The organism is Pseudomonas sp. SG-MS2, assembly GCF_009933855.1.
Lineage (GTDB): Bacteria > Pseudomonadota > Gammaproteobacteria > Pseudomonadales > Pseudomonadaceae > Aquipseudomonas > Aquipseudomonas putida_E.
Genome location: NZ_MOMO01000143.1, coordinates 1 through 12,709, shown reverse-complemented (window position 1 = coordinate 12,709; position 12,709 = coordinate 1). Strand labels below are relative to the sequence as shown.

The 12,709-nt window shown below is 63.6% G+C and carries 9 protein-coding genes; 7 read left to right on the top strand and 2 right to left on the bottom strand.

The features are described 5' to 3' along the window. The first annotated feature begins 3 nt into the window (after positions 1 to 3). The 7 genes from BLX42_RS12185 (at position 4) to BLX42_RS12155 (ending at position 8,950) form a co-directional block, all read left to right on the top strand. The gene (locus BLX42_RS12185; RefSeq protein WP_046786513.1) at positions 4 to 264 is read left to right on the top strand and encodes a YeaC family protein; all 261 of its coding nucleotides are present in this window, start codon (positions 4 to 6) and stop codon (positions 262 to 264) included. Then, positions 261 to 1,091, top strand: coding sequence for a DUF2797 domain-containing protein (locus tag BLX42_RS12180; RefSeq protein ID WP_046786512.1), 831 nt, complete (start codon positions 261 to 263; stop codon positions 1,089 to 1,091). Before BLX42_RS12185 ends, BLX42_RS12180 begins: the two co-directional genes overlap by 4 nt. Positions 1,092 to 1,104: 13 nt before the next feature. Continuing rightward, positions 1,105 to 3,762, top strand: a complete 2,658-nt coding sequence (gene pepN, locus BLX42_RS12175; protein ID WP_161871848.1) for an aminopeptidase N — start codon at positions 1,105 to 1,107, stop codon at positions 3,760 to 3,762. 249 nt (positions 3,763 to 4,011) lie between these two features. Further along, on the top strand, positions 4,012 to 5,052 hold the full coding sequence (locus BLX42_RS12170) for a YCF48-related protein (RefSeq protein ID WP_161871847.1): 1,041 nt from the start codon (positions 4,012 to 4,014) through the stop codon (positions 5,050 to 5,052). Continuing rightward, complete coding sequence (locus tag BLX42_RS12165) at positions 5,049 to 7,445, top strand: RND family transporter (protein ID WP_371316851.1); 2,397 nt, start codon at positions 5,049 to 5,051, stop codon at positions 7,443 to 7,445. The genes BLX42_RS12170 and BLX42_RS12165 overlap by 4 nt, the downstream gene beginning before the upstream one ends. A gap of 118 nt (positions 7,446 to 7,563) precedes the next feature. Beyond that, positions 7,564 to 7,854, top strand: a complete 291-nt coding sequence (locus tag BLX42_RS12160; protein WP_080952127.1) for a DUF5629 family protein — start codon at positions 7,564 to 7,566, stop codon at positions 7,852 to 7,854. Further along, entirely contained in the window at positions 7,820 to 8,950 is a 1,131-nt protein-coding gene (locus BLX42_RS12155) for a lactonase family protein (RefSeq protein ID WP_178110733.1), read from the top strand. Before BLX42_RS12160 ends, BLX42_RS12155 begins: the two co-directional genes overlap by 35 nt. Positions 8,951 to 8,958: 8 nt before the next feature. Here BLX42_RS12155 and BLX42_RS12150 read toward each other — a convergent pair whose 3' ends face one another. Further along, the gene (locus tag BLX42_RS12150) at positions 8,959 to 9,555 is read right to left on the bottom strand and encodes a glutathione S-transferase (protein ID WP_161871856.1); all 597 of its coding nucleotides are present in this window, start codon (positions 9,553 to 9,555) and stop codon (positions 8,959 to 8,961) included. Further along, on the bottom strand, positions 9,552 to 12,709 hold a 3,158-nt coding region (locus BLX42_RS12145), incomplete at its 5' end, for an SbcC/MukB-like Walker B domain-containing protein (RefSeq protein WP_161871845.1). The genes BLX42_RS12150 and BLX42_RS12145, both read right to left, overlap by 4 nt.

Sequence of the window (12,709 nt, the reverse complement as noted above, 5' to 3'; positions counted from 1 at the left end):
GCTATGTCCACGTTCGCGCAAATGATCGAAAACATCACGCCGCAGATCTACGAAAGCCTGAAAACGGCCGTGGAAATCGGCAAATGGTCCGATGGCCGCAAGCTCACCGCCGAGCAGAAGGAGCTGTCGCTGCAGGCGGTGATCGCCTGGGAGATGAAAAACCTGCCAGAAGACCAGCGTACCGGCTACATGGGGCCCCAGGAGTGCGCATCGAAGTCTGCGCCGATCCCTAACATTCTGTTCAAGTCGGACTCGGTACATTGATCGAACTCGCTCGTGGCTCTTTGAGCAAGATGGCGGTAAGCCTGGAAGCACCCGTGGTGCAGTACAGCTTTCGCCTGGATGACACGCAGGTGCCGGTCAACCCGCTGATCGGCCAGACCCTGCGCCTGCAATACCTCGGCGCCATTCACTGCAGCCATTGCGGCAAACGCACCAAGACCAGTTTCAGCCAGGGTTACTGCTACCCGTGCATGACCAAGCTGGCCCAGTGCGACATGTGCATCATGGCGCCGGAACGCTGCCACTACGACGCCGGCACCTGCCGCGAGCCGTCCTGGGGCGAGCAGTTCTGCATGACCGACCACGTGGTCTACCTGGCCAACTCGTCCGGGGTCAAGGTTGGCATCACCCGCGCTACGCAGTTGCCCACCCGCTGGCTTGACCAGGGTGCGAGCCAGGCGTTGCCGATCATGCGCGTGGCGACCCGCCAGCAATCGGGCCTGGTCGAAGACGTATTGCGCAGCCAGGTGCCGGACCGAACCAACTGGCGCGCGCTGCTCAAGGGGGATGCCGAGGTGCTCGATCTGGTGGCCATTCGCGAGCAGATCTTCGATGCCTGCGCCGATGGCCTGCGCGATCTGCAGGCGCGCTTCGGCCTGCAGGCGATCCAGCCGCTGCCCGATGCCGAAGTGGTGCAGATGAAATACCCGGTCCAGGCCTACCCGAAAAAGATCGTCAGCTTCAACCTCGACAAGGACCCGGTGGTGGAAGGCACGCTGCTGGGCATCAAGGGGCAGTACCTGATCTTCGACACCGGCGTGATCAATATTCGCAAGTACACGGCCTACCAGTTGGCCGTGCTCCAGTAAAAAGGACCTGCACATGCGTACCGAACAACCGCAAGTGATCTACCTCAAGGACTACCAGGCGCCCGAGTACCTGATCGACGAGACGCACCTGACCTTCGAGCTGTTCGAGGACCACACGCTGGTCCATGCGCAACTGGTCATGCGCCGCAACCCGGCACGCGGTGCCGGCCTGCCGCCACTGGTGCTCGACGGCCAGCAGCTCGAGCTGCTGCGCGCCTCGCTGGACGATCAGCAACTGCAGGCGAGCGACTACCAGCTCGAAGCCGACAGCCTCACGCTGCACCCCAAAGCCGAGCGTTTCACCCTCGACACCAGCGTGAAGATCCACCCCGAGAGCAACACTGCGCTGGAAGGCCTGTACAAGTCCGGCAAGATGTTCTGCACCCAGTGCGAGGCCGAGGGTTTCCGCAAGATCACTTACTACCTCGACCGCCCGGACGTGATGAGCACCTTCACCACCACGGTGATCGCCGAGCAGCATCGCTACCCGGTGCTGCTGTCCAACGGCAACCCGATCGGCAGCGGGCCGGCTGAAGATGGCCGCCATTGGGCGACCTGGGAAGACCCGTTCATGAAGCCGGCCTACCTGTTCGCGCTGGTGGCCGGTGACCTGTGGTGCGTCGAGGACACGTTCGTGCGCCAGTCCGGCCGCGACGTGACCCTGCGCATCTATGTCGAGCCCGAGAACATCGACAAGTGCGGCCACGCCATGGTCAGCCTGAAGAAGTCCATGCGATGGGATGAGGAAGTCTATGGCCGTGAGTACGACCTGGACATCTTCATGATCGTCGCGGTCAACGACTTCAACATGGGCGCCATGGAAAACAAGGGCCTGAATATCTTCAACTCCAGCTGCGTGCTGGCCCGCGCCGAAACCGCCACCGATGCTGCCCACCAGCGTGTCGAAGGCGTGGTCGCCCACGAGTATTTCCACAACTGGTCGGGCAACCGCGTGACCTGCCGCGACTGGTTCCAGCTGTCGCTCAAGGAAGGTTTCACGGTGTTCCGCGACGCCGAATTCAGCGCCGACATGAACTCGCGCACGGTCAAGCGCATCGAGGACGTCGCCTACCTGCGGACCCACCAGTTCGCCGAAGATGCAGGGCCCATGGCTCACCCTGTGCGCCCGGACAGTTTTATCGAGATTTCCAACTTCTACACCCTGACCGTGTACGAGAAGGGCGCCGAAGTGGTGCGCATGGTCCGTACCCTGCTGGGCGCCGAGGGTTTCCGCAAGGGCAGCGACCTGTACTTCGAACGCCATGATGGCCAGGCGGTGACCACCGACGATTTCATCAAGGCCATGGAAGACGCCAACGGCGTCGACCTCACCCAGTTCAAGCGCTGGTACAGCCAGGCCGGCACCCCGCGCCTGGACGTCAGCGAAGCCTATGACGTGGCCGCGCAGACCTACAGCCTGACCTTCCGCCAGAGCTGCCCGCAGACGCCGGACAAGGCCGAGAAACTGCCGTTCGTGATCCCGGTGGAGCTGGGCCTGCTGGATGCCGAGGGCAACGACCTGCCACTGCGCCTGGCCGGTGAGGCCGCCGCTGTTGGTACTGGCCGCGTACTGTCGGTGACCGAGGCCGAGCAGACGTTCACTTTCGAAGGTATCCAGGCCAAGCCGCTGCCATCGCTGCTGCGCGGCTTCAGTGCGCCGGTGAAGCTGAGCTTCCCGTACGACCGTGACCAGCTGATGTTCCTGATGCAGCACGACAGCGATGGCTTCAACCGCTGGGAAGCGGGTCAGCAGTTGTCGGTACAGGTACTGCAGGAACTGATCGGCCAGCATCAGCGTGGTGAAGCACTGAAACTCGATCAGCGCCTGATCACTGCCCTGGGCACTGTTCTGGCCAACGAGTCGCTGGACGCCGCGATGGTTGCCGAGATGCTGTCACTGCCGGGCGAAGCCTACCTGACCGAGATCAGCCAGGTGGCTGATGTCGACGCCATCCATGCGGCCCGCGAATTCGCCCGCCGGCAGATCGCCGAGCAACTGTTCGACGGCCTGTGGGCGCGCTACCAGGCGCACCGCGAAGTTTCGCGCAACACCGCCTACGTCGCCGCCGCCGAGCACTTCGCCCGTCGCAGCCTGCAGAACATCGCGCTGTCGTACCTGATGCTCAGCGGTAAACCACAGGTGCTGGAAGCGACCCTTGAGCAGTTCGACAACTGCGACAACATGACTGAACGGCTGACGGCGCTGGCCGTGCTGGTCAATTCGCCGTTCGAGGCCGAGCGGGGCAAGGCCCTGGAAACGTTCGCCGAGCACTTCAAGGATAACCCGCTGGTCATGGATCAGTGGTTCAGTGTGCAGGCAGCCAGTGCCTTGCCGGGCGGGCTGGCGCGGGTCAAGGCGCTGATGCAGCACCCGGCGTTCACCCTGAAAAACCCGAACAAGGTGCGCGCGCTGGTCGGTGCGTTTGCCGGACAGAACCTGGTCAACTTCCATGCGGCCGATGGCTCGGGCTATCGCTTCCTGGCGGACCTTGTGATCGAACTGAATGCGCTGAACCCGCAGATCGCTTCGCGTCAACTGGCACCGCTGACCCGCTGGCGCAAGTATGACGACGCGCGCCAGGCGCTGATGAAGGGCGAACTGGAGCGGATTCTCGCTTCCGGGGCGCTGTCCAGCGATGTCTATGAAGTGGTGAGCAAAAGCCTGGCATAAAGCCTGGGATCTCCCACAGGTAATGCACAAGCCTTCAGGGCGGTGCAGTACCTGTGGGAGTCGGCTTGCCGGCGATTGGGCTGTGCAACAGCCCCTTGGTTCTGGTTAACAAAACATAACGTCCCGCTCGTTGTGTTCCCGCAAACATCCCCGCTACGATGGCCCGAAGCTATTGCAGGCCTCTATCACAAGGTTTTCGCAGTACCTGCAAGGCACAGACCCACCAAGAACAACAAACAGGGGACGGTCATGAGGGAGCGGGTAATGACGCGCGCCAGGCGTGGTGCCTGGCCGCTGGCAGCCGGCGCAATGCTGGCGCTGGCACTGGGGATGTGGGCGGGCAGCGCGCAAGCCGCCGCCGCACAGGAGTACTCCACCGAATCGGCAAAGGCCAGCCAGAGCCTGCTGATCGATGCCGCCCATGCCGGCAAGCGCCTGGTAGTGGTGGGCGATCGCGGCCACATTCTGTTCTCCGATGACCAGGGCAATACCTGGACCCAGGCCCGGGTGCCTACCCGGCAATTGCTCACCGCAGTGTTCTTCGTCGACGACAAGCGTGGCTGGGCAGTCGGGCACGACGCGCAGATTCTCGCCAGCAACGATGGCGGTGCGACCTGGAGCAAGCAGTTCGAAGACCTTGCCCGTGAAGCCCCGTTGCTCGATGTCACTTTCCTCGATGCCCAGCACGGCTTCGCCGTGGGCGCTTACGGCGCACTGCTGGAAACCCGCGACGGCGGCCAGCACTGGCAGGACGCCGCCGAGCGCCTGGACAACCCCGACCAGATGCACCTCAACGGTATTGCCCAGATCAGGGATGCCGGCCTGTTCATCGTCGGCGAGCAGGGCAGCATGTTTCGCTCCAGCGACAGCGGCCAGAGCTGGAGCAAGCTCGATGGCCCCTACGAGGGCTCGCTGTTCGGCGTGATCGGCACCGCCCAGCCGCAGACACTGCTGGCCTACGGCCTGCGCGGCAACCTGTTCCGCTCTACGGACTTTGGTGATAGCTGGCAGCCGATCGAACTCAAGGCCGCGCGCGGCAACCTCGAATTCGGCCTGGCAAGCGCTACGCTTCTGGATGATGGCAGCCTGATACTGGTCGGCAATGGCGGCAGCGTGCTGCGCAGCATTGATGACGGGCAGAGCTTCACTGTCTACAACCGCGCCGACCGCATTGCCCTGGCCGGTGTCAGTGGCCTGGCCAATGGCGGCTTGCTGCTGGTAGGGCAGGGCGGTTTACATCTGGCCACCGGCGAAGGTGCCGACCAGGCAGCCGAGGAGCCTCGCCCATGACCAGCCGAGAGAGCATCATGCAGCCCCACCACCAAGACAAACCCACGCTGCTGGAACGGCTGATCTTCAACAACCGCCCGGTGGTCATCGCCCTGTGCGTGCTGGTGAGCATCTTCCTGTTCTGGCAGGCCGCGCAGATTCGCCCCTCGACCAGTTTCGAGAAGATGATTCCGCTCGAGCATCCGTTCATCGAGCAGATGATGGAGCACCGCAACGACCTGGCCAACCTCGGCAACACCGTGCGCATTTCGGTCGAGGCGGTCAACGGCGACATTTTCGACAAGAATTACATGGAGACCCTGCGCCAGATCCATGATGAGGTGTTCTACATCCCCGGCGTCGACCGCGCGGGCCTCAAGTCGTTGTGGAGCCCCAGCGTGCGCTGGAGTGAAGTCACCGAGGAGGGGTTCTCCGGCGGCGAGGTAATCCCCAATACGTACAACGGTTCGCAAGACAGCCTCGACTCACTGCGCGACAACGTGCTCAAGTCCGGCCAGGTCGGGCGCCTGGTGGGCAACAACTTCAAGTCCAGCATCGTCGATGTACCCTTGCTGGAAAGCTACCCCGATCCGCAGGACCCCGGGAAGCAGGTCAAGCTGGACTACCAGCAGTTCTCGCACCTGCTCGAGGAGAAAATTCGCGACAAGTTCCAGGCGCAGAACCCCAATGTGAAGGTGCACATCGTCGGCTTCGCCAAAAAGGTCGGTGATCTGATCGACGGCCTGGTGATGGTGGCGATGTTCTTTGGGGTGGCGTTGGTCATCACCTGGGTCCTGCTCTACTGGTTCACCTGGTGCATCCGCAGCACCATCGCCGTGCTGATCACCACCCTGGTGGCAGTGGTCTGGCAATTGGGCCTGATGCATGTGGTGGGCTTTGGCCTGGACCCTTACTCGATGCTGGTGCCGTTCCTGATCTTTGCCATCGGCATTTCCCATGGGGTGCAGAAGATCAATGGCATCGCCCTGCAGTCCAGTGATGCCGAGAATGCCCTGACCGCTGCCCGGCGCACCTTCCGTCAGCTGTTCCTGCCGGGGATGATCGCGATTCTCGCCGATGCGGTGGGCTTCATTACCCTGCTGATCATCGACATCGGCGTGATCCGCGAGCTGGCCATCGGTGCGTCGATCGGCGTGGCGGTGATCGTCTTCACCAACCTGATCCTGCTGCCGGTAGCCATCTCCTACATCGGCATCAGCAAAAAGGCCATCGAGCGCAGCAAGAAGGACGCCACCCGGGAGCATCCGTTCTGGCGCCTGCTGTCGAACTTCGCCAGCGCCAAGGTGGCACCGGTGTCCATCGCCCTGGCCCTGGTCGCCTTCGCTGGTGGCCTGTGGTACAGCCAGAACCTGAAGATCGGCGACCTCGACCAGGGCGCGCCGGAGCTGCGCCCGGACTCGCGCTACAACCAGGACAACAACTTCATCATCAGCAACTACTCGACCAGCTCCGATGTGCTGGTGGTGATGGTCAAGACGCCGGCGGAGAGCTGCTCGATCCACTCGACCATGGCACCGATCGACGAGCTGATGTGGACCATGGAGAACACCCCCGGCGTGCAGTCGGCGATTTCCCTGGTGACGGTGTCCAAGCAGGTGATCAAGGGCATGAACGAGGGCAGCCTGAAATGGGAAACCCTGTCGCGCAACCCGGACATCCTCAACAACTCCATCGCCCGTGCCGACGGCCTGTACAACGCCGACTGCTCGCTGGCGCCGGTACTGGTGTTCCTCAACGACCACAAGGCCGAAACCCTGGAACGTGTCACCAGCGCTGCCAAGGCGTTTGCCGAAAGCCATGACAAGGACGGCTTGCAGTTCCTGCTGGCGGCGGGCAACGCCGGGATCGAGGCTGCGACCAACGAGGTGATCAAGTCGGCCGAGCTGACCATCCTGATCCTGGTGTACATCTGCGTGGCGGTGATGTGCCTGATCACCTTCCGCTCCTTTGCTGCCACCCTGTGCATCGTGCTGCCGCTGGTGCTGACCTCGGTACTGGGCAATGCGCTGATGGCCTTCATGGGGATCGGGGTGAAGGTCGCCACCTTGCCGGTGGTGGCGTTGGGCGTGGGTATCGGTGTCGATTATGGCATCTACATCTACAGCCGCCTGGAAAGCTTCCTGCGTGCTGGCCTACCGCTGCAGGAAGCCTATTACCAGACCCTGCGTTCGACCGGCAAGGCGGTACTGTTCACCGGCCTGTGCCTGGCCATCGGCGTGTGCACCTGGATCTTCTCGGCCATCAAGTTCCAGGCCGACATGGGCCTGATGCTGACCTTCATGCTGCTGTGGAACATGTTCGGTGCGCTGTGGCTGCTGCCGGCACTGGCGCGGTTCCTGATCAAGCCCGAGAAGATGGCAGGCAAGCAGGGCGGTTCGATCTTCGCCCATTGAATGATGGAGGGCCGCTTTGCGGCCCAATCGCCGGTTTGTCGTGGGGACTAACTGCGGCGACTGGGCTGCAAAGCGGCGCGAAGGCTATACTGTCGCCTCTTTTTCAGCTGGTACCTTCATGTCTCCCCTCGCCACCGCCCTCGCATCCTGCGACATGCTACTGATCGATGGCCTGCACGCCTTCGACTTCAACCTCGATGAAACAGGCCTGACGGTCGAATGCATGGACGGCCGCCAACACCGGCGTTGGGCCTTCACTGCCGAACAGGTCGCCGCTGCCATCGGCGCCGGTGACGAGTGGCAACTGCACGATGCCCAGGGCGAGCATCGTCTAGTCTGTATGAGTGCCTTTCGCGCCCCGGATGAAGACGACGATGAACCCGACCTGGACCAGCCTGCTGGCCACTAGCCTCATGAGCCTGACTTTGAATGCCCAGGCCGTCACGCTGCTGGTGGGCAGTTATACCGATGGTGCGAGCCAAGGTATCTACCGTTACCAGTTCGACAGCAAGACTGGCCTCATCGGCCCTGCGCCGCAGCAGGTGGTCAAGAGCGTCAGCCCTTCCTGGCTGGTGCTTTCGGCGGATCAGCGGCAACTGTTCGCGGTCAACGAGGCGCCAAAGGGCCACGCCAGCAGTTTCAGCGTGAGCAGCAAGGGTGAGATCAAGCCGCTGAACCAGGTTGCCACCCGTGGCGACGAACCGACGCATGCCAGCCTCAGCCGCGACCAGCGTTACCTGTTCGTTGCCAACTACGCCGTTGCTCCAGACCCGGGCGGCAGCCTGGTGGTGATACCGGTGGCCAAAGACGGCAAGCTCAAGGATGTGGTGCAGCAGGCCGGACACGAGCCCAGCGGGGTGAACCCCGAGCGCCAGGCCGGTGCCCATGTGCATTCAGTGGTGCTGTCGCCGGACGGTAGTCACCTGTATGCCAGTGACCTGGGGGCCGACAGGGTATTCATCTACCGCTACGACGGCGCCAGCACCGACCGCCCGCTAAGCCCGGCCATCCCCGCATCGGTCGAACTGCCAGCTGGCAGTGGCCCGCGTCATCTGTTGTTCGATGCCAAGGGGCGGCATGCCTATCTGACGCTGGAAATGAGTGCCGAAGTGGTCATGTTCGATGTCGAGGACGCTGCCCTGCGCGAACGCCAGCGCCTGCCACTGACCGAGCAGCAGGACGCGGCGGCCAAGGCGGCAGGCGGCCTGCACCTCTCGGCGGACGGGCGCTTTCTGTATGTGAGCAACCGCGGCACGGCCAATGAGATCGTTGCATTCAGTGTGGGCAAGGATGATGGGCAGCTGGCCTTCCTGCAGCGTCGTTCTGTGGAGGGCGACCACCCGCGGGAGTTTGCCCTGGACCCGAGTGACAATTTCCTGCTGGTGGCCAACCAGAAGAGCAACCAGATCGTGGTCATGCGCCGTGATCCGCGTACGGGCAAGCTGGGTGAGACGGTGCAGACCCTGGCGCAGGACGCACCTTCGGATTTGAAGTTCATCGAGTGACTATCGATTCAGGGGCGCGCCATCACTGCGTTGAATAGCTCAGACGCCAACCATCCCTCCAGCCAGCTGCGCACACGCGGATAGTCCGCCTCGGCGAACCACTGCGGTTCGACCCCGGCAAACTGGCGCATCAGGGGCAGCAGTGCGGCGTCGACCAGGCTTGGATGGTGGGCCAGCAGGTAGGGCCGGCCCTCTAGCAGGTGTTCAAGCTCCGCCAGCCAGGCCTCGGCCTGCTGACGGTAATGTTCGCGTGTGTGCTCGGGGTATCGCTCGGCATATTTGTACAGGTTGACCTGCGCCTTGAATTCGCTGTCGTTGCGGGCAATAAGTCGGTCAGCCTGTTGTGCGGCTGCAGGGTCAGCCTGCAGCCGCCAGTCCTGCGGGTCATTGCGCTCGAGCGCCCAGCGCATGATGTCCAGGCTTTCCTCCAGCACGCCTTCGCCGGCGTCGAGCACCGGCACCGTGCCCTTGGGTGACAAAGCCAGCAACTCGGCCGGCTTGTTCTTCATCGCCACTTCGCGGATGTGTACCTCGCACCCGGCATAGCGCAGTGCCAGGCGCGCACGCATGGCCCATGGGCAACGGCGAAACGAGTAAAGGATCACCCGCATACCTCGACATCACTCAGGCCGTTGCCCTGGCGACGCACCTGGATCTGCACTGGAATGCGTTCGTGCATCTCTTGCACATGGGAGATCACCGCCACCTTGCGGCCCTGTGCCTGAAGGCCGTCGAGGGCGTCCATGGCCAATTGCAGCGACTCGGGGTCGAGGCTGCCGAACCCCTCGTCGATGAACAGCGACTCGATACGCAGGGTGCTCGACGCCATTGACGCCAGGCCCAGGGCCAGCGCCAGCGAGACCAGGAAGGTTTCACCGCCAGACAAGGAGTGCACCGAGCGCAGTTCGTCGCCCATCTCGGTGTCCAGCACCAGCAGCCCCAGGGCGCTGCCGCCACGTTTCAGGCGGTAGCGCCGCGCCAGTTGGCGCAACTGGGCGTTGGCATGGTGCAGCAGCAGGTCAAGGTTGTAGCCCTGGGCGATCTTGCGGAACACATCGCCGGAGGCCGAGCCGATCAGCGCATTCAGGCGTGCCCAGCGCTGCCACTGCTCGCGGGCCTGTTCGATTTCGGCGGCCAGGGCCTGGTGCGCCTGCTGGCGGCGTTGGTCATCGGCCTGTTGCGCGCGCAGTTCGGCGCACTGTTGTTCCTGAACGTTGAGGTGCTGCTGGAGCTCGGCCAGGGTCTGCTCCAGGTCGTCAGCGGGCAGCTCGCCCTGTGTCTGGGCGTTATGCTGCTCAAGCCGCTGCTCACGCTCCTGCAGCAGCACGCGAGCTTGTTCGATGGCTTTCTCTGCGTGCTGCAGCTGCTGGCGCAGGGCCCCAAGTTGCGCATCGTCGATGGCCAGCAGGCGATCGAGGCCACGGTCATCCAGTTCGGGGTGCTCGCTGCGCCACTGGGCGATCGCGCCCTGCAACTGCTGACACTCCTGCTCCAGTGCCTGCTGCCGCTGGGCGTTGGCATCAAGCTCGGCGGCCAGTTTCACGCCCTGGGTCCGCAGGTCCTGCAGGCGCTGCGCGGTGTCGGCATCGGCCGCACGGGCCTGCTCCAGTTGTGCCTCCAGGTGCTGTTGCCAGGCTTCTGCACTGGCATGTTCGCCTAGCAGTTCAGCGAGGTTGGCCTGCGCCTGCTGGCGCTGCTCGACAAGGCTGGCCAGTGTCTGCTGCAACTGCTGCTGCGCCTGCAGGCGTGTCTGCTGCTGGTCCCGTAGCTTGTCCAGCTGTACCTGGCGGGCTTGTTGCTCTTCCTGCTCGTCTTTGCGCTGCTCCAGCTGTTGCAAACGCTGGGCGATCTGCTGATCGAGGCCGAGGAAGGCATTGGCTGGGTCGTCGCTTAGGGCCTTCAGGACATCATCCGGCAGCACACTGGCCAGGTCATCTAGGCCTTGCTGCAACTGCTGTTCGTCGCTGGCCAGAGCCTGGTGTTGGTGGTCCAGGTGGCGCTGGGCCTGCTGTTGCGCCTCTTGTGCGGCCTGCAATTGCTGGTTGAGACGGGCTGCATCTTTTTGCAGGGTGAGCAGGGCGCTCTGGCGTTTCTCGTCCTTGGCAATTTCATCGTCCAGGCGCTGCAGCTGGTTGGCCAGCCAGGCCGTGCGGGCTTTGTCGTCCTGGGGGGCGAGGGCAGGCCACAGGCTGTGAGCCTGCACCTGCGCAACCAATGGCTGCAATTGCTCGCTCAGTTGTACCTGTTGCTGCTGGTAGTCCTTGAGCTGGGCGTTGACCACGCCAAGCTGGGTGCGCAGTTCCACCAGCTTGCCATTGAGGGATTCGACCTGCTTCTGCGCCGCGTCCTCTTCGGCCTGGTCATGCCGGCCCAGGCTTTGCAGCAGCGCTTCAGGCTGGTGGAATGGGTGTTCGGCGCTGCCACACACCGGGCAGGGCTCGCCGTCGCGCAACTGGCCACGCAGCTCTTCGACGCTGGTGTTACGCGCCAGGCGCTGGCGCTCCAGCAGTTGGCGGGTGAGGGTGAGCGCCTGCTCGGCGGCCTCAAGCTCGGCCTTGGCTGCAGTCCCTTCGCCGATCAGTTGCTGGCGTTGTTGCATGGCCTGCTGCTGGCGCTCACGTATGGCCTCAAGTTGCTGGCGCAACTCCAGCTCGCGGCCATGCAGGCGCGACAGTGTTTCGACGGCACGCTGCTGTTTGCGATTGTCCTGGAGCATGCCGCCGAGCAGGTCGATCTGCTCGGCCAGCGCCTGTGGTTCGGCCTTGGCTTCGCGGAACAGCAGTTCGTAATGGTCGCGCTGCGCCTGCAACTGCACGTTGGCCTGGCTGGCCTGAGCCTGCAGGCCCGGCAGCTCTTCGCGGCCCTTGCTCAGCCGCCCGCCGATCAGCATCACTTGCTTGAGTTGGGGCAGGTAGGCCTGCCAGGCGTTTGCCAACCCGGCGAGGTGTTGGCTACCGGCCAGTGCCTCATCGATCTGTGCCAGTTGTTGCAGGCTGCGCTGCTGGTTTTCTTCCAGCTGCTGCAGTTGCTGCTGCCCTCCGGCGACGTGCTGGTCGGCATGCTGGCTGGCCGTGCGTTGCGTTGTCAGCTCATTGTCCAGCCGTGCCAGGCTGTCCTGGCCGGCGAATGCCTGGCGCAGGCGCGGGGTGTTTTCGCTGTGCTGGGCCTGGCTGTCGGCGAGTGCCTGGCGGGCTGCCAGCAACGCCTGTTGCAGTTCGCCGGTGCGTGTTTGCAGCTCGCCTTGCTGATGGTGTTGCGCTGCGATCTGCGCAGCCAAGGGCGCCAGTTGCGCGGTCAGTACTTGCTGGCGGTGGAACTGGTGGCGCTGCGGTGCCAGGCGCTCCAGGCGTTGCAGGTCGAGGCGTTGCTCGGCCAGGGCTTGCCAGCCTTGCTCGGCAGCCTGCAAGGCCGCGCTGGCTTCGCTGTGCTGGGCTTGCAGTTGGCGCTGTTCGTTGAGCCAGTTGCGCTGTTGCTCCAATTGGCGCTGCCGCGCCTGGTGGTTCTTGAATTGTTGCTGCGCCTGCTCCAGGCGCTCGTCGAGTTCGGCGCGGGCCTCTGCGACCATCGGTAGCAGGTGGCTGGCACGGTCTTTCAGTGCGTTGTGCGCTTCGCCGGTTTCCCGCGCCTTGGTGAAGGCGCGCTGGCCGAGGCGGGTGTAGATGGCGGTGTTGGTAAGCTTTTCCAGCAGCTCGCTGCGTTCTCTGTCGTCGGCCTTGAGGAAGGCACTGAACTCGCTTTGGGCCAGCATCACCGCGCGGG

What these genes read in the sequence shown, in the direction of transcription:
- BLX42_RS12170 (WP_161871847.1), top strand. Translation starts at nt 4,012, where the DNA reads ATGAGGGAGCGGGTAATGACGCGCGCCAGGCGTGGTGCCTGGCCGCTG.
- BLX42_RS12155 (WP_178110733.1), top strand. Translation starts at nt 7,820, where the DNA reads ATGAACCCGACCTGGACCAGCCTGCTGGCCACTAGCCTCATGAGCCTG.
- BLX42_RS12165 (WP_371316851.1), top strand. Translation starts at nt 5,049, where the DNA reads ATGACCAGCCGAGAGAGCATCATGCAGCCCCACCACCAAGACAAACCC.
- BLX42_RS12160 (WP_080952127.1), top strand. Translation starts at nt 7,564, where the DNA reads ATGTCTCCCCTCGCCACCGCCCTCGCATCCTGCGACATGCTACTGATC.
- BLX42_RS12185 (WP_046786513.1), top strand. Translation starts at nt 4, where the DNA reads ATGTCCACGTTCGCGCAAATGATCGAAAACATCACGCCGCAGATCTAC.
- pepN (WP_161871848.1), top strand. Translation starts at nt 1,105, where the DNA reads ATGCGTACCGAACAACCGCAAGTGATCTACCTCAAGGACTACCAGGCG.